The sequence below is a fragment of the Pseudomonas sp. WS 5027 genome, assembly GCF_012985695.1.
GTDB classification, from domain to species: Bacteria; Pseudomonadota; Gammaproteobacteria; order Pseudomonadales; family Pseudomonadaceae; genus Aquipseudomonas; species Aquipseudomonas hygromyciniae.
In genome coordinates this window covers 75,242-91,709 of the sequence record NZ_JAAQWU010000003.1, presented here as the reverse complement: position 1 = coordinate 91,709, position 16,468 = coordinate 75,242, and the positions used below count along the sequence as shown (strand labels likewise).

Annotated in this window: 17 protein-coding genes; 13 read left to right on the top strand and 4 right to left on the bottom strand. The window is 52.6% G+C overall.

Going from position 1 to position 16,468, the window contains the following annotated elements; genetic code table 11:
* The first annotated feature begins 118 nt into the window (after window positions 1–118).
* The 13 genes from rpsA to HBO09_RS05385 all read left to right on the top strand — a co-directional run bounded on the left by rpsA (window position 119) and on the right by HBO09_RS05385 (window position 11,111).
* Window positions 119–1,813 carry a 30S ribosomal protein S1 gene (gene rpsA, locus HBO09_RS05445; RefSeq protein WP_029298694.1) on the top strand — a complete coding sequence of 565 codons (1,695 nt, stop codon included), beginning with the start codon at window positions 119–121 and terminating at the stop codon, window positions 1,811–1,813.
* A 329-nt stretch (window positions 1,814–2,142) separates the two neighbouring features.
* Window positions 2,143–2,439 carry an integration host factor subunit beta gene (gene ihfB / locus HBO09_RS05440; protein WP_008437689.1) on the top strand — a complete coding sequence of 99 codons (297 nt, stop codon included), beginning with the start codon at window positions 2,143–2,145 and terminating at the stop codon, window positions 2,437–2,439.
* 25 nt (window positions 2,440–2,464) lie between these two features.
* Window positions 2,465–2,698 (top strand): lipopolysaccharide assembly protein LapA domain-containing protein, encoded by a 234-nt coding sequence (locus HBO09_RS05435; protein ID WP_169996625.1) that lies wholly within the window; start codon window positions 2,465–2,467, stop codon window positions 2,696–2,698.
* Between the two features lie 369 nt (window positions 2,699–3,067).
* A complete protein-coding gene (locus HBO09_RS05430; RefSeq protein WP_169996627.1) occupies window positions 3,068–4,417 on the top strand; it encodes a Wzz/FepE/Etk N-terminal domain-containing protein in 1,350 nt (449 codons plus the stop codon).
* Window positions 4,418–4,822: 405 nt separating this feature from the next.
* Window positions 4,823–5,182, top strand: coding sequence for an IS66 family insertion sequence element accessory protein TnpB (gene tnpB / locus HBO09_RS05425; protein ID WP_052966798.1), 360 nt, complete (start codon window positions 4,823–4,825; stop codon window positions 5,180–5,182).
* A gap of 18 nt (window positions 5,183–5,200) precedes the next feature.
* A complete protein-coding gene (locus tag HBO09_RS05420) occupies window positions 5,201–6,712 on the top strand; it encodes an IS66 family transposase (protein ID WP_169996629.1) in 1,512 nt (503 codons plus the stop codon).
* A 65-nt stretch (window positions 6,713–6,777) separates the two neighbouring features.
* Complete coding sequence (locus tag HBO09_RS05415) at window positions 6,778–6,936, top strand: DUF6429 family protein (protein ID WP_169996630.1); 159 nt, start codon at window positions 6,778–6,780, stop codon at window positions 6,934–6,936.
* Window positions 6,937–7,095: 159 nt separating this feature from the next.
* Window positions 7,096–7,413, top strand: a complete 318-nt coding sequence (locus HBO09_RS05410; RefSeq protein ID WP_346266411.1) for a metallophosphoesterase — start codon at window positions 7,096–7,098, stop codon at window positions 7,411–7,413.
* Window positions 7,414–7,512: 99 nt separating this feature from the next.
* Window positions 7,513–7,845 carry a transposase gene (locus HBO09_RS05405; protein ID WP_169996632.1) on the top strand — a complete coding sequence of 111 codons (333 nt, stop codon included), beginning with the start codon at window positions 7,513–7,515 and terminating at the stop codon, window positions 7,843–7,845.
* Window positions 7,842–8,177, top strand: a complete 336-nt coding sequence (gene tnpB / locus HBO09_RS28795; RefSeq protein WP_169996634.1) for an IS66 family insertion sequence element accessory protein TnpB — start codon at window positions 7,842–7,844, stop codon at window positions 8,175–8,177. The genes HBO09_RS05405 and tnpB (HBO09_RS28795) overlap by 4 nt, the downstream gene beginning before the upstream one ends.
* Window positions 8,178–8,238: 61 nt before the next feature.
* Entirely contained in the window at window positions 8,239–9,801 is a 1,563-nt protein-coding gene (locus HBO09_RS05395; RefSeq protein WP_169996637.1) for an IS66 family transposase, read from the top strand.
* A gap of 116 nt (window positions 9,802–9,917) precedes the next feature.
* Window positions 9,918–10,508: an SDR family NAD(P)-dependent oxidoreductase gene (locus HBO09_RS05390; protein WP_169996639.1), complete on the top strand. Its 591-nt coding sequence runs from the start codon at window positions 9,918–9,920 to the stop codon at window positions 10,506–10,508.
* Between the two features lie 300 nt (window positions 10,509–10,808).
* Window positions 10,809–11,111 carry a hypothetical protein gene (locus HBO09_RS05385; RefSeq protein ID WP_178120355.1) on the top strand — a complete coding sequence of 101 codons (303 nt, stop codon included), beginning with the start codon at window positions 10,809–10,811 and terminating at the stop codon, window positions 11,109–11,111.
* A 103-nt stretch (window positions 11,112–11,214) separates the two neighbouring features.
* On the opposite strand, the gene HBO09_RS05380 is transcribed toward HBO09_RS05385, so the two are convergent.
* The 4 genes from HBO09_RS05380 to HBO09_RS05365 all read right to left on the bottom strand — a co-directional run bounded on the left by HBO09_RS05380 (window position 11,215) and on the right by HBO09_RS05365 (window position 15,983).
* A complete protein-coding gene (locus HBO09_RS05380) occupies window positions 11,215–12,255 on the bottom strand; it encodes an acyltransferase family protein (protein WP_169996641.1) in 1,041 nt (346 codons plus the stop codon).
* 99 nt (window positions 12,256–12,354) lie between these two features.
* Window positions 12,355–14,169, bottom strand: a complete 1,815-nt coding sequence (locus tag HBO09_RS05375; RefSeq protein ID WP_169996643.1) for a hypothetical protein — start codon at window positions 14,167–14,169, stop codon at window positions 12,355–12,357.
* Complete coding sequence (locus HBO09_RS05370) at window positions 14,166–14,855, bottom strand: hypothetical protein (RefSeq protein WP_169996645.1); 690 nt, start codon at window positions 14,853–14,855, stop codon at window positions 14,166–14,168. Before HBO09_RS05370 ends, HBO09_RS05375 begins: the two co-directional genes overlap by 4 nt.
* Window positions 14,856–14,948: 93 nt before the next feature.
* Entirely contained in the window at window positions 14,949–15,983 is a 1,035-nt protein-coding gene (locus HBO09_RS05365) for a glycosyltransferase family 2 protein (RefSeq protein WP_169996647.1), read from the bottom strand.
* Between the last annotated feature and the right edge of the window lie 485 nt (window positions 15,984–16,468).

Below are 16,468 nucleotides of genomic sequence, written 5' to 3'. Positions count from 1 at the left end.
AGAAGAAGTGCAGGGGACCAGTCCTAGACCTGCGCATCTTCTCTTATATGAACGTAACCCACACCGTCTGGGGTGTGGCAGATGGGCGTATTCTTCGCCCTTATCAACAGGAATTAAAATGAGCGAAAGCTTTGCGGAACTCTTTGAAGAAAGCCTAAAAACCCTGAACCTTCAGGCTGGCTCCATCATCACCGGTGTTATCGTTGATATCGATTACCAAGCTCGCTGGGTAACCGTTCACGCTGGTCTGAAGTCTGAAGCACTCATCCCGCTTGAGCAGTTCTACAACGACGCTGGTGACCTGACTATCAATGTCGGTGACGAAGTTCACGTTGCTCTGGACTCGGTTGAAGACGGTTTCGGTGAAACCAAGCTGTCCCGTGAAAAAGCCAAGCGCGCTGAATGCTGGATTGTTCTCGAAGCAGCCTTCGCAGCTGAAGAAGTGGTCAAGGGCGTTATCAACGGTAAGGTTAAAGGCGGCTTCACTGTCGACGTTAACGGCATCCGTGCGTTCCTGCCAGGTTCTTTGGTCGACGTTCGTCCAGTGCGCGACACCACGCACCTGGAAGGCAAAGAACTCGAATTCAAGGTCATCAAGCTCGACCAGAAGCGCAACAACGTTGTCGTTTCCCGTCGCAGCGTGCTGGAAGCAGAGAACTCCGCCGAGCGTGAAGCTCTGCTGGAATCCCTGCAGGAAGGCCAACAAGTCAAAGGTATCGTCAAGAACCTCACCGATTACGGCGCATTCGTCGATCTGGGTGGCGTCGATGGCCTGCTGCACATTACCGACATGGCTTGGAAGCGTATCAAGCATCCTTCCGAAATCGTCAACGTTGGCGACGAGATCGATGTCAAGGTTCTGAAATACGATCGCGAGCGCAACCGTGTTTCCCTGGGCCTGAAGCAACTGGGTGAAGATCCATGGGTTGCTATCAAAGCCCGTTACCCAGAAAGCACTCGCGTAACCGCGCGTGTTACCAACCTGACCGACTACGGCTGCTTCGCAGAGCTGGAAGAAGGCGTGGAAGGCCTGGTACACGTTTCCGAAATGGACTGGACCAACAAGAACATCCACCCTTCGAAAGTCGTACAAGTCGGCGACGAAGTGGAAGTTATGGTTCTGGACATCGACGAAGAGCGTCGTCGTATCTCCCTGGGCATCAAGCAGTGCAAATCTAACCCATGGGAAGATTTCTCTGGCCAGTTCAACAAGGGCGATAAAATCTCCGGCACCATCAAGTCGATCACCGATTTTGGTATCTTCATTGGTCTGGACGGCGGCATCGACGGCCTGGTTCACCTGTCCGACATCTCCTGGAACGAAGTTGGCGAAGAAGCTGTTCGTCGTTTCAAGAAGGGCGACGAGCTGGACACCGTTATCCTGTCGGTTGACCCAGAGCGCGAGCGCATCTCCCTGGGTATCAAGCAACTGGAAAGCGATCCGTTCTCCGAGTACGTTCAAGAGAACGACAAGGGTGCAATCGTTAAAGGCATCGTGAAGGAAGTTGACGCTAAAGGCGCCATCATCACTTTGGGTGACGATATCGAAGCGACTCTGAAAGCCTCCGAAATCAGCCGTGATCGCGTTGAAGACGCTCGTAACGTTCTGAAAGAAGGCCAGGAAGTAGAAGCCAAGATCATCAGCGTTGACCGCAAGAGCCGCGTAATCCAACTCTCCATCAAGTCGAAAGACGAGATCGAAGAGAAAGAAGCAATCCAGAGCCTGCGCGACAAGCCAGCTACCTCTGACATTGCTTCGGGTCCGACCACTCTGGGCGACCTGTTGCGTGCACAAATGGAAAAACAGAACTAAGTTCTGTCAGGCCATAGAAAAAGGGCGACTTCGGTCGCCCTTTTTTGTGTCTGGGATTTGGGTTTTGCCCTTGGATGCGATTGGTCTGCGTAATGGGGGCGGCCTGAGGCTGCGTACGGGCTGAGGGTTTCTGATTCCGGCACTGACAGCGCTTTATCGGTAAGGCGTCTGCTGTGGCTTCCTGGGGGCTATCTGCTGTTATCGCGGATTCTGTGAGGGTTGCCATAGTTTGCGCAAGATAAGTCAAGCCACAGGCTGTTCAAATTCATCTGGTCATGCTAAAACCTTCGGAGCGCTTTTCCTAGCTGCTTGAAAAAGAAGGGAAAAATATGACGAAGTCGGAGTTGATCGAACGAATTGTCACCCATCAAGGGCTGCTCTCATCCAAGGATGTGGAGTTGGCCATCAAGACCATGCTTGAGCAAATGTCCCAGTGCCTGGCCACTGGTGATCGGATCGAGATCCGCGGCTTTGGCAGCTTCTCGCTGCATTACCGCGCTCCGCGCGTGGGGCGTAACCCGAAAACCGGCCAGTCCGTCAGCCTCGACGGCAAATTCGTGCCTCATTTCAAGCCGGGCAAGGAATTGCGGGATCGAGTGAACGAAGACGAAGAAGAAAGCGTCTGAGTTTTTTTGGGGATAGGAGAAGTTTATGCGCGGTGTAAAGCGCGTTGCCCTGGTACTGATTGTGCTGATCGCCGCCTTGGCGATCCTGGCATTCGTACTGGAAAACCAGCAAGACGTCGCCCTGGCGTTCTTGGGGTGGTCTACGCCAAAGCTGCCAGTTTCGGTGTTTGTGACGTTGGCGTTGATTGTGGGGATGTTGGTGGGGCCGTTTCTGAGTTTGCTGGTTCGCCGTAAGAAACGCCTAAAGCCCGCGCTGTAGGGTTGGTCGGAAGGTGCATACCGTTTGTCGCTTCGATTGCAGGTGTAAGGCCCTCCGTTGGGCGTTGGCTCTACCCGCTAGGATGCGTTAACGCTTCTCTGTCGGCTGGAAATAGTGATATTGGGGCTCCGCTGAATCATTTTCCCTGCAGCTTCCTCAATTGAGTAGGAATTGCCCTACGGGCATGTCAAGTCTTGTAATGTTATGGCGAGATGGCAAAATGCAACCTGTTCTCGATTCCAGTCATTTTGTGTGTCCAGGGCCTGGCAGCGACGCTGGGCTTTTTGGCCGACCCTTATAAATACAAAAAAACCACAAAATCGTCTGCATAACGAGCCCGCAGTTTCTCTTTGAAGGCAGGTTTTTGTTGTGAGTAGTAGCTTCCGCGCCCCCCCGGTTCCCTCCTCAGGCGAGATTGATCTCGTCGCGTTGTTTAAAGTCGTTTGGGAGCAGAAAAGACTTCTTTTGCTTGTGACTGCCGGGGTCGGTTTGATCGCGGCGGCATATGCGTTTCTGGCTACTCCTGTATATAGCGTCAGCGCTGTATTGCGGCCAGCCGCACTGAATGAGCTCGATGCGTTGAACCGATCTGAGGTTTATCAGCTTCCTCCATCCGAGGCGCTTATTAAAGTAGGCGCTTCATTGGAGTCATATGATACTCGTCTGGCTTTTTTCAGAGCAAACCAGAAATTGTTCAAGGCGTTTGAGCGGCCAGGTCGAACCTTGGAGCAGAGTTTTGAAGCGTTCAATCGCAACTCAATCAATCTGGTTTTGCCGGACGCCAGCAAGAAAAATTCCCTCAGCGCATATATCAAGCTCGAAATGAACTATCCGAAGGGAATTGATGGCGTCGCTATTCTCAATGGATTTGTTGATTACGCCATCGCTAACGAGCGTGAGCAGATTGCTGCTGATTTGCAGGCAATTGTTAAGAATCGGCTCAATGAGCTTAAAGGAAAACTCGATTCCGCTCGGTCAAGCTACGATATTGAAAAGGAAGCCAAGATCGCGTCTTTGCAGGAAGCCGACTCTACCCGGCGGGCTCAGTTACAGGATGAGTTGAAGGCGCTCCGCACACAACTTAAAACCCAGCGTAGCGATCGAATGGCCCAGCTCAATGAAGCTATTGGTATCGCCCGGTCACTGGATATCCAAAAACCGACGACGCCATCTTCGTTGGGTGAGTCGGTACGTTCTGGTGCTTCCAGCGTAATGCGCACTGAAATCAACAACCAACAGATCCCGCTTTACTTTATGGGTGTGGAGGCCCTAAAAGCCGAACTGACAGCTTTGCAGCAGAGAAAGTCGGACGACTTCACTGAGGTTCGAATAGCGCAGATCGCCAAGGAGCTTCAAATGTTGGCGACCAATCGCGAAATCGAGGTGCTCAACCGCCGAGAGAATGAAGATATTTTTCTTGCCGGCGTGCAACCTCTGCGTGCAGAAATAACTCGTCTTAATAATCTGAATATTGATATGAGCCGGCTTAAGCTGGTGACTATTGACCAGCAAGCGTTGGAGCCTTTGTCTGCCGTCAAGCCAAATCGGCTGCTGGTGGTGACGCTTGGTCTACTACTGGGAGCCATTATTGCAGTATGCATAGCGCTTGCTCGACATGCCTTCCAAGTGGTCAGCGTTAACAGCAGGTTGCTGCCAAGCCCCTTTGCTGAGTGCGCTAGCCTTCCGCGCGAGCGTTCCGGTGGGCTCTCCAAGAACTAATGTTACTGCCGTGAGGCCTGTGCCTCACTGTTTTATTCGGTCACTACACCCCTTGCAAGCAGGGCAAGCGGGCGAATGGCTTGCGGTGATGTGTAGTGGTCAAGAGACTAGCAAAGCGCTGCGTTAATCCCCACGAAAGCGGGGTTATCAGCAGACGAGTTGTGGGGCGAGAGGTTAGGTTAGCGCATATGGGGCACCGGGGAGGGGCTGTAACGCTCACCCTGATCAGCTTGCATAAGGGCATGACATCCACGGATGCTTAAAACTCTTAACATATCTTTTAAAAAAATCGGTTTTAATAAAAGCGCAGATCGGATCTTCGTAAGCGCTCCATGAACCCCACATTCAAAGCGCTTAGCTGATCCCGGATGCTGTGCTCCCGATTCCCTCAGGAGCCAGCCCGCCATGATGCGACCCGATGCTAAAGTCGAAAAAGTCTATCTCTACCCCAAGCCTGTCGACTTTCGAAAATCCATTGATGGCCTAGCGGCGCTGGTCGAACTGGATATCAAAGTCGCGGTATTCGATCCTGTGCTTTTCGTCTTCCTCAACAAGCCACGCAACCGCGTGAAGATTTTGTATTGGGAACGCAACGGCTTCTGCCTCTGGCTCAAGCGCCTCGAATCCGAACGATTTAAAACATCGCCCGATGCCAACGATGAAGCGATCATCCTGACCGTCCAGGAACTGAACTGGCTACTTGATGGTTTTGATCTGTGGCGCAACCGTCCTCATCAGGTTTTGACGCCTCGATACGTGGCCTGATTCGGTATAATCCAGGGCATGATTTCCATGCCCGAAATCCTCCCCGATGATCCTGAATTGCTCAAGCAGATGCTTGCGAAGATGCAGTCCAGAGTCGGTTTCCTCGAAGAAGAAAACGCACTGCTGCGTCAGCGCCTGTTCGGACGCAAGTCCGAGCAAACGGCTGATCCGGCAACGCCGCAGTTGGCCCTGTTCAATGAAGCGGAAAGCGTCATCGAGCCCATTGATGAAGCCGCAGAAGAAGAGGCTGTTGCACCAACCCAGCGGCGTGGCAAACGCAAACCGTTGCCGGCCGATCTCCCCCGCATTGAAATCATCCACGAACTGCCCGAACATGAACTGACCTGTGTCTGCGGCTGCCGCAAACACGCCATCGGCGAGGAGCTCAGCGAGCAGCTTGAAATCGTGCCGATGCAAATCCGCGTGATCAAACACGTCCGTAAGGTCTACGGTTGCCGTGCCTGTGAAACGGCTCCGGCCACTGCGGACAAGCCCGCTCAGTTGATTGAAAAAAGTATGGCCAGCCCAAGCGTGCTGGCGATGCTGCTGACCACCAAATACGTGGACGGTTTACCGCTTCACCGTTTTGAAAAAGTGCTGGGCCGCCATGGCATCGATATCCCGCGTCAGACCTTGGCCCGCTGGGTTATCCAGTGCGGTGAACACTTGCAACCACTGCTGAATTTAATGCGCGATCAGTTATTGGAAAGCCGCGTCATCCACTGCGATGAAACCCGCGTGCAGGTGTTGAAAGAGCAGGATCTGGAGCCCAGCAGCCAGTTCTGGATGTGGGTGCAAACCGGCGGCCCACCCGACAAACCAGTGATCCTTTTCGACTACTCCACCAGCCGGGCTCAGGAGGTGCCGACGCGCCTGCTTGATGGCTATCGCGGCTACGTGATGACCGATGATTACGCCGGTTACAACGCGCTGGGCGCTCAGGTCGAAGTGGAGCGTTTAGGCTGCTGGGCACATGCGCGGCGCAAATTCATCGATGCTCAAAAAGTACAGCCCAAAGGCAAGACGGGGCGCGCTGATATCGCGCTGACCCTGATCAACAAGCTTTACGGTATCGAACGCGACTTCAAGACCAGCGGCGATGCGGAACGCAAAGTTGGCCGGCACGAACACAGCCTGCCGGTGCTGGCTCAGTTGAAAAGCTGGATCGAAAAGACGCAGCCCCAGGTCACCGCTCAGAACGCGCTGGGAAAAGCCATCACCTGCCTGGCCAATAACTGGAGCAAACTTGAGCGGTATGTCGAGGAAGGCTACTTGCCGATCGACAACAACTCAGCCGAACGAGCCATCAGGCCCTTCGTGATCGGAAGGAAGAACTGGTTGTTCAGCGACACGCCCAAAGGCGCGACGGCCAGCGCTCAACTTTACAGCTTGGTTGAGACCGCCAAAGCCAACGGCCAAGAGCCCTATGCGTGGCTGCGCCACGCACTTGAGCGGCTGCCACTGGCATCCTCGATTGAGGATTACGAAGCTTTACTACCCTGGAACTGCTCGCCGGTATCGCATAGCTAAACGCGCTATCCACCATGGCTGGTGGGGTTTATGGTGAGCTTAAAGATACGAGCGGAGCAACGATCATGGAATACGACGATAAATTGATTGAAGAAGCCATGCTTGCCCTGTTGGCAACCTTCAGTTTTGATGACGGCAATGCTTGGAAAGGGTTCGACTTCGAGACCATGAATCGATTGCATGAACAGGGTTTAATCAGTAATCCGGTGAACAAGAACAAATAGATTTGGTTGACGGCTGAAGGGCTGGAGCGAGGTCGGCAGATAGCCGACCGGTTGTTTGGGGTAAGAACTCAAGCAGAGCATGCATCCGAATCGGATACCTGACTTCATACCCCGGCCATACGGTAGGTGGGGTTTATGGAGCGCTTACGGATCTTCTCCGTGGGCGACCTCCTTGACAGAGGACCCGACTCCATCGACGTCATGGATTGGCTGCAGGAGCCATGGTTTCATGCCGTGAGAGGTAACCACGAACAGATGCTCATCGACTGTGTTTCTGGCAAGGGGGACGTTGCCAGGCATTCTCGCAATGGTGGGGCATGGCTCTATGAACTACCGTCTATATTTCAACAAAAACTGTCTGATACATTGCAAAATCTCCCTCTAATAATTGAGGTTGAGTTAACGAATGGAAGAACAATTGGTATTGTGCATGCTGAAGCGCCGCTTATACATAATAATGACAAATGGCAGAAGTAACCGTCCGGCCAACTCACCTTCCAGACCCCGACGCCAGAGGCGATGGTGTCCACCTAATTTTAGTGGACACCATTTCTAGCCTTTTAAGCGGGTCTTTCCATGCAGCCACAACGCCGTTCCTATTCCAAATCCTTCAAGGCCCAGGTTGTCCAAGAGTGCGCCCAGCCCGGTGCTTCGATTGCTAGCGTCGCGCAGCATCACAGCCTTAACGCGAACCTCGTCCATAAATGGATTCGGGTACAAACGAACAAAGCCATGGCGCTGCAACCTGCTTTCATTCCGCTGCCTTTGCAGCTAGCCGGAGGGCACTCCCAGGCTCCTTCATCGAGCATCTGCATTGAAATCCAGCACCCGCGTGGCACCGTCAAAGTGAACTGGCCGACCGAAAGCGCTGCCGCCTGTGCCACCTTTCTGCGAGACCTGTTGCGATGATTCGCATCGACGCCATCTGGCTCGCCACTGAACCGATGGACATGCGTGCCGGTACCGAGACCGCGTTAGCCCGGGTCATTGCTGTATTCGGTGCGGCGAAGCCGCACTGCGCTTATCTCTTCGCCAATCGCCGCGCCAATCGGATGAAAGTTCTGGTGCATGACAGCGTGGGTATCTGGCTTGCGGCGCGAAGGCTGAACCAGGGCAAGTTTCACTGGCCAGGTATTCGGCACGGCTCGGAAGTCGAACTCGACAGCGAGCAACTTCAGGCCTTGGTGTTGGGGTTGCCTTGGCAACGAGTTGGCGCGGGCGGCGCGATCACAGTGCTTTAGCACCTGCCATTAGCCCATCGGTTTATCGCCGCTGATCGCCTGTTCTGGCACAATCAGGGGCATGAACTCCTCGCCCAACCTCGATCAAATGACATCGGAACAGCTTCGCGCCTTAGCCGAACAAGCTATGCAGTTGCTGTCCCAGGTCAACGCAATGGGCCAGAAGATCCAACGCCTTGAAACGGTCAACGAGCAACTTGCTCACGAGATCGCCATCCTCAAGCGACATAAGTTCGCCAAGCGCAGTGAGCAACTGAGCCTCGACCAAGGCAGTCTGCTCGACGATCTGCTCGATACCGATATCGCAGCTATCGAAGCCGAGCTGAAGGCAGCCAATCCGCCGGCCGCACCGGCCGAGCCACGTCAGAAGCCCAAGCGTGCACCACTGCCGCCGCAGTTTCCTCGCACAGTGATCCATCACGAACCGCAAGACACCCACTGCGCGTGCGGCTGTCAACTTCAGCGCATCGGTGAGGACGTCAGCGAGAAGCTCGATTACACCCCAGGCGTGTTCACCATAGAGCAGCATGTGCGTGGAAAATGGACGTGCCGCCAGTGCGAAACACTGATCCAGGCGCCTGTACCGGCCCAGGTGATCGACAAGGGCATCCCGACCGCAGGCCTGTTGGCCCATATGATGGTTGCGAAGTTCTCCGACCATTTACCGCTGTACCGGCAGGAGAAAATTTTTGGTCGGGCCGGGCTGTCGATTGCTCGCTCGACACTGGCGCAATGGGTCGGACAGACCGGTGTGCAACTCCAGCCTCTGGTCGACGCGCTGCGTGAACAAGTGTTGGCTCAAGGCGTAATCCACGCCGATGAGACTCCGGTTCAGATGCTCGCGCCAGGCGAGAAGAAAACTCACCGCGCTTACGTCTGGGCCTACAGCACCACGCCGTTTTCGGCACTCAAAGCTGTGGTTTATGACTTCAGTCCCAGTCGTGCAGGCGAGCATGCGCGCAACTTCCTTGGGCAGTGGAACGGCAAGCTGGTATGCGACGATTTCGCTGGCTACAAAGCCGGTTTCGAGAAAGGCATAACCGAAATTGGCTGCATGGCCCACGCCCGCCGCAAGTTTTTCGATCTGCACGTGGCGAACAAAAGCCAGCTGGCTGAACAAGCGCTGTACTCGATTGGCGGCTTGTACGAAGTCGAACGCCAAGCTCGGGATATGAGCGATGAGGATCGTTGGCGAATACGCCAGGAAAAGGCAGCCCCGATCATCAAAACGCTGCATAACTGGATGCTGGCCCAGCGCGATCTGGTGCCCAATGGATCAGCAACGGCCAAAGCCCTGGATTACAGCCTTAAACGCTGGGTAGCGCTGACGCGCTACCTGGAAGACGGGGCCGTGCCCATCGACAACAACCAAGTGGAGAATAAGATCCGGCCATGGGCACTTGGGCGCTCAAACTGGTTGTTTGCCGGGTCGCTTCGCAGTGGCAAACGGGCGGCAGCAATCAGGAGCTTGATCCAATCTGCGCGCATGAATGGGCATGATCCGTATGCGTACCTGAAGGACGTTCTTACTCGCCTGCCAACGCAGCGGGCGAGTGAGATCGCTCGACTGCTGCCGCATCAGTGGGGCACTGTTAATTTATCGGAGATGGCAAACTCGTTTTAGAGTGACTGAAAGCGAAATGACAAAAGAGACGGCACGTTACATCTTGATCACAGGCGCGGCAGGTACCAGCACCACGACCTTATCAGTTAATTATCAAAGAGCATTAGTTACTTCATATGAATAGCCTTAGAAAAATTGCGCTTGTAACGGGGGCGGGACAGAGTATCGGGAGGGGAATCGCCATTCGCCTGGCCAAGGAGGGGGCTGATATCGTACTGGTCGATAATGACGCAACGCTGCTGCGGCATACGGCCGAGGAGATCACGACAGTGGGACGTCGCGTGTCAGTTTTCCTGAGCGACCTGACCCGACAGGAGCAGTTTCGTGAGGCAGTCGATCATGCGGAAAAAACATTCGGCAGCTTAGACATCATGGTGAATAACCCTGGCTTTGAGAGAGAGTGCCTAAACGCTGATATTAGCTATGATGAAGTTGCACGGTTGATCAATCACAGTGTTCAAAGCACACATTGGGGGATTCAGGCTGCCGCGGATAAATTTCGCCAGCGTTGCCAAAAAGGCACGATCATCAACGTATCGTCCAGTGCTGGGCATAAAAACCCGACGCTGATAGATATCCTCACCGCCTCAAAAATGGCGGTACGGGTGCTGACTCAGGCCGCATCCAAAGATCTGGCTCCGGCGGGAATCGTAGTTACTCTGCAATGTTTCGGATCCATCATTCCAACGGCTAGATACGTGTCGTAACAAAAGGCGTACTTCGCCGCTCGAAAAGAGCGGCGAGGTTCAAGCCCTTACTTATCGACTCGCCCCGGGATGTTGCGCAGCCACTCGATACTGCCCGTCATGAAACACCGCCCCCCCTGCGCCGTGACGGTAGTGTGTAACCGCCCGGTAGACACGTTTTGAAGGCATTCCTTGATGACCTGAGCTTTGAACAGTTTGGGGTAAGAGCTTCATTGGTGCATGGAAATCCTGGCGATAAGGGTGATCGCGTCCGCTTAAAAATACGCGGACACCATCGTCCTTAATGCTGGAGTTCGGAAGGTGACTTGGCCAGACGCTTACTGGCAGAATGCAAAAGACGCTATTACTGGTCGACTTGGCGAAACTTATGAGCGTTTAGCTTTGGAAAAAGCACTGTATGCCAGAAACAAAATCGAAAATCATGATGAGGTTTTAATTAAAGGCATAAACCACGTTTATGTCGGTCACTCAACAGTGACCTCGGTTACATGCTTGGGGGGTGTAGTATACATCGATATGGGCCGTTCCTTTGATGATGGAGCATTAACTATCATTGAACTTAATGCTCGGGCCAATATAAGTGTCTCCATGCGTGCGGTGTAGTGAAAAAAAACACTGCGTGCCTGGTCAGAAGTTTCACTGCGCGAATAAAAAATAATTATAGCCAGGCATATATAAAACAAAGTCGCACCGCTTACAGAAACCTCTATCGTACAATTACTATTGCTCTTAAGTTCGTAATGACGTTTAGGATTTTGCTCGATACACTTTTGTGATGATCTTCAGTAAACGATGCGATAAAAAAGGCAGTTATATTCGCTAGAATGAGCGCCAGAAAAAGACCGCCCAATCCTGAGAAACCCATCTTCTGCAGCCAGTACAGAACTGTATAATGCGTTAAAAATAACGTAAAGCTGTAACCTGCCAATCTATTAAAGCACCACGAAACTTTTGAACTAATAATCGCATTATTACAATTAAAGCTTATAGCTATAAACAATAAGCCGCACGAAAAAAGCAAGCCAGCAAAAATATTATAAGCATCGCGTGTCAGCAGATAAATAACAGTCGCAAACGATAAAGATACCCAGGCTGCATATCGAGAGTAAGCATATCTTCCAATGCTCTCAAATATAACTGACGCGATAGCTCCAGCCATCCAAATAACCTCTAAATGACCAGCCTCTCCTTTCGCATTTACCTTAAAGGTATAATACCCGCCCACCCCAATACATATAGCCGAAAAAATCCAATTTTTTCGAAAAAATACAACTCCTCCAAATAGGATGTATATCCACCACTCAAACATCAAACTCCATATCGGCCTCATCGTTCCGAACGGCATCGACGGAAGAAGAAGAAGATTTTTGAAGAACGTACTTATTGTTAAATTATTCCCCAACTCAAAATCAGAAACCTGATAAGAGAAGAAAAGATCAACCAAAAAAACAAAAATCAAACATGGAGCAAGAGTGGTGTATACTCTAGATAATCTATCCACATAGTAGCGCACATAGTCGCCGCCTTTGTACTTTATGTTTGCAACTGCACTCCGACATATTAGAAATCCAGAGACAAAAAAGAACCCAACAACCGCAATCGACTGGATATAAGGTGCCTTTGATGGAAAAAAACCACCCCAATAACCGAAGAAGAAACCGAAACCATGGCCCACAACCACTGTTTGAGCAAGTAAAAATCTCAGGCAGTCGAAATAAGTAATACACCTAGGACTTAACGGACTCACTACCACCCCCTTATTCGAATTTAAGTAAAGACTCGCAGTTTATCAGTATCCGTCCAAATAACCTTGCATGCCTGGAGCAGGCCTGCAAAGCGCTCCCGGTCACGGATGGAGGGGCGTCACTAGATTCAGCGGCAGGTCGTTGATGGTCAGCCCTCGAGTGAGGCTGAACCCATACTTAGCTTCGGTTGCAAGATAATCGCCCGGCCCCAGCGCCGCCCTCAAGGGGGGATAGTCGAAGGACTCTGGGCCTATTAACACCCGGCTCCCCGGGAACTGCTTGATGGCCGCAGCGACGCATGCAATGTCCGGACAGATACGATAGCGTTTCTCCAGGTCGGGCAACAAGGATACGAACTGGTAATTGGTGATGATCAGACCTTTCCCTAGCGAGTCGATGTTCAAATAGGCAAGGTTGTTGACCGTTGGCCAAACAATATTGCGACGGGCATTCTTTTCAGCCTCGAGATAGCGCGACTCCCCCACCACCATCTGCAGCAGGCCCGCTACGGCCACTGCAAGCACAATGGCCAGCAACTGCAACTTTGCGCTGCGTATTGTGCGCGGGCGCGCCAATGGATCATCATGACGCAACAGACGGCCAAAAAAGCGACGCCACGGAGCGAGTTCACGCATCATCGCGCCTTCAAGAATCGAAACGCCACAGATCGCCGACATACTCAGCAATGCGATCAGGAACCAGCCATTACGCTCATCGTAGGCACAGCAGTTCGAATAGGTCGTGAACGCGATGCCAAAGCCTGCGAGGTACAAAAGACCGATCTGACTGAGCTTGCGCTTGGGTGTCGCCAGATTTAATGCTGCCAGCGTAAGCATCAGCAGTAATGGAAACCTGCCAAACATGGAAACGACGTAACTCCAGCCGTGCTCGTAGATACCACCACCGGCGGACGCCTTGGAGGTCAGGCTCATAAGGAAGCTCAGGTTGCCCAGTGCAGTGGGCAGCGACGGTCTCGTGAAGAAGATAAGCATGAAGGTCGCAACCGGCAGTACGAGCACCAGCAGCCGTACCAAGTACCACGTTAGTTGTTTTGAGTGATGAATGCCGACCAGCAGCACCCCCAGGCCGATGATCACAGCGCTCAGTGTGCCAGGTTGCTTGGTTATTGCCCCGACCCCGGCGAACAGGGCGGCACATAAGGTGTAATGGTCGACCGGGCCTTCCTGCTCATCGCTGCAGATCGCTAGGTACAGTGCCACACCTGCAATCAAGGTCAGCATCATTACAATCGGGTCGGTGAGACCGATCAAAAGCAACGGGTTAGCGAGGAAAATCTCCCATAGCGACAGGAACACCAACAGCGCTGCCAGTGGACGTCGTGCAATCGCGAGCGAGCCAATCTGTATCATCAGGATCAGTGGAAATGCACACAGCATAAGGCGTGTCATTACCCATACCATTGGGTTGGCCTGCGCCTTGTAGATTAGGGACCACAAGCCCGGGAGGAAAAGCGGATACGCTGCTATATAAGGCGAATAGGTATTCTCGAAGAGCTGCATCGCCCAATTGTTCCAGGATGCATTCACATCCCAGCCCGATAGCACGATCTGTCCATCCAAAATCGGCTTGATCGCGTCCAATGGGCTTAGCGCATAGCCAATTACCATTAGTGCAATCGCAAGTAATAGCCCATAGCCGCTGAACCAGACGTCTGCAACGCCCCCTTGGCGCAAACGCCAGAGCGTGAGCAAAGTGACTGCTAGCAGGACCATCGCCGACACATCACCCAGATTCAGCCAGTATGAAGAAAAAACTACCATCCAGCTCAGCCACATCGATTTAGCGACGGTCAGTGTGGTCAGAGACAGCACGTCAATTCTGCCTTTGATCGGCCATGTGAAGCCAATCAACAACAGAAATACGGCAACCGCCAGAAAACCATGAAACAGCGTCATTTGTTCTCTCCTGGCGCAACAGATGGAAGCGGCACAAAAGTGATATTTGAAAGGATGGCCGCCGCGCGAGGATCAGCATAATTAAGATCGATGGCGATCTTAATGTAGCGGGCATTCGCCGGGATCCGGTTGAGGGCCAGCCCCGTCGGCGAGAAGACTCCGCGTAAGGTAAGCCTGCCCGTGGCACGAAGAACACGGTCCTTCCAGGCAACGCCATACATGTGCGACTCCGGTTGAACGATGATGTTCTGACCCTCGTCGTAGAACACTACGCCAGCGTAGGTTTCTGAGCCCTGATCATTTGTGCCGTCGGTGACGGTCATCAGGTCGAAACTCATCTGGTAGCTCATCTGGCTGTCAATCGGCAGCAGTTGACGGCTATAAATGGTGATAGGGCCGACGAACAGCGCACCGGAGCGATACCCTTGCCGGACTAGCAGTAGTTGGTCCTGGAAGACTGGTTCGGAATCGCGAGCGTCACTGAATCTTGAGTAGTTCACTGCGTTGATCGCGAAGGCATCCCATAACCCGAGTTTCATCGCGAGTTCCTGCCGGTACAGATAGCACGCGCCAACGGCGAGCCATAACCCGAGTAGCGCGGCGATCCAGCGGAATGCACGCTGCGGTAATAGCGCCTCGGCGGATGAAGGGGGGGCAGGAGAAAACGATTGGGTTGTATAGGGCATTCTAGCTCGCCAAGACGCAGTACCAATTGGCACTCCGATTACTGTTTATTTCACGTGTATGTATCGAGGAGGCCTAGAGAAAGGCCCTATTCGCTATTGCTCGGTGGCAGGTGACTTGAAAATGAAGGCTTTCTGAACGAAGAAATTGAAGAAGAACAGTACCAGAGTCCCGAAGATGTAAGTGGCTATCTTGGGTATCGCAAACTGCTCCTTTGCAATATCGATCATCGGCACCAGTATTGAGATATTGAGCAGTACTAGCAGCAAGTACCGGATGAATGTGCTGACTACATCGCCATCGACTTTGTACACAAAATTGCGAGCGAGGTAGAAATAACCAAGTGTTCCGACGGTGCGGGCTCCAATCACGGACAAGGTTGTCGAGCCGCTGAACAAGTCGACCAGGTGGAACGTCAGGAAATCCATGAGTGCTAGGAACAATGAAGCTAATCCGCCGCGTAATAGCACGGCGTAGATTTTTGCTGAATCCTGAAGTTTACGAAAGTGCGACGACGGGTTGCCCGGCTCGTAAATGGTTTTAATCACCACTTCCTGCAGTTTGTTCTTGCGGGCAAACAAAATAAGTGCCGCCAGCTCGAAGTCATATTGATTTTTGGGTATGGCCAGCAGGTCTTCATAAAAGCAAGCAGGAATAAATCGAAGTCCAGTTTGCGTGTCATTTACACGTTTACCATGAACAAGATGGAATACACGTGTCGTCAGTTCGTTGCCAAACTTCGAGCGCAAGGGCGTCGAAGCGTCAAATACGCGACGGCCAAGAATGACTGAATCCTCCGTTTCCACGCCTGCCGCCAATACACGCATGATGTCTACCGGCAGATGCTGTCCATCGGCGTCTGCTGTGACTACAAAGGAAAGTCCCCGATCGCGGGCGACGGCGACGCCCGTCTTTAGCGCCGCCCCTTTCCCCATGTTCACGGTATGTGTCAATACTTCAATGCCACGTTCTACCAAGATGGCGAACACCTTAAGCGCCGTCGCAGTGCGCGAACCGTCATTCACAATGAGCAGCGGTATTGTCTGCTCATTTGTGTTCATTAGTGCCAAAAGTTCATCCACTAGCTTGACTAGAGTGCCGTCCGGTTCGTAGGCAGGAATCAAAATCACGGAAAAGTCCATTTTGTTATGTGTCTAATTATTTTATGTCTAAATGCCACTGTATTGCAATCAAAAATACGGCAAAATGCCACTGCCGCAAGCTGTCCGTACGCACCTTGCTGAAAATGGCTGGCCCCAAGGTTTCGCTGTACGGGCGCGGGAACAGGTCATAATTTTCTATGGGTCATCACATTTATTGGCTCCGCGTTGTTCCTGATAAGCTGTGGGTCTTCGCTTCATCCCGACTGGTCAATAAATACTCCTACGAACAGCTTCGCCACATCGCACTCCCGCCGCGTCTCTGCCGTCCTGACTGGCCGCGACCTCATCTTCTGTGGGGTTGAGTGCAGGTCGTTTGGAGGGGATGGGCGTGTGGTATTTGGATTGATCGCGGTACGCCGACACTGGTGGGTTGTGAGGCTTGAAAGCTAGTGTTGTCGGACTAAAGACTGTAAATTGCTGGAAGAAAAATTTGATGTGGTCTGAGATGAAGC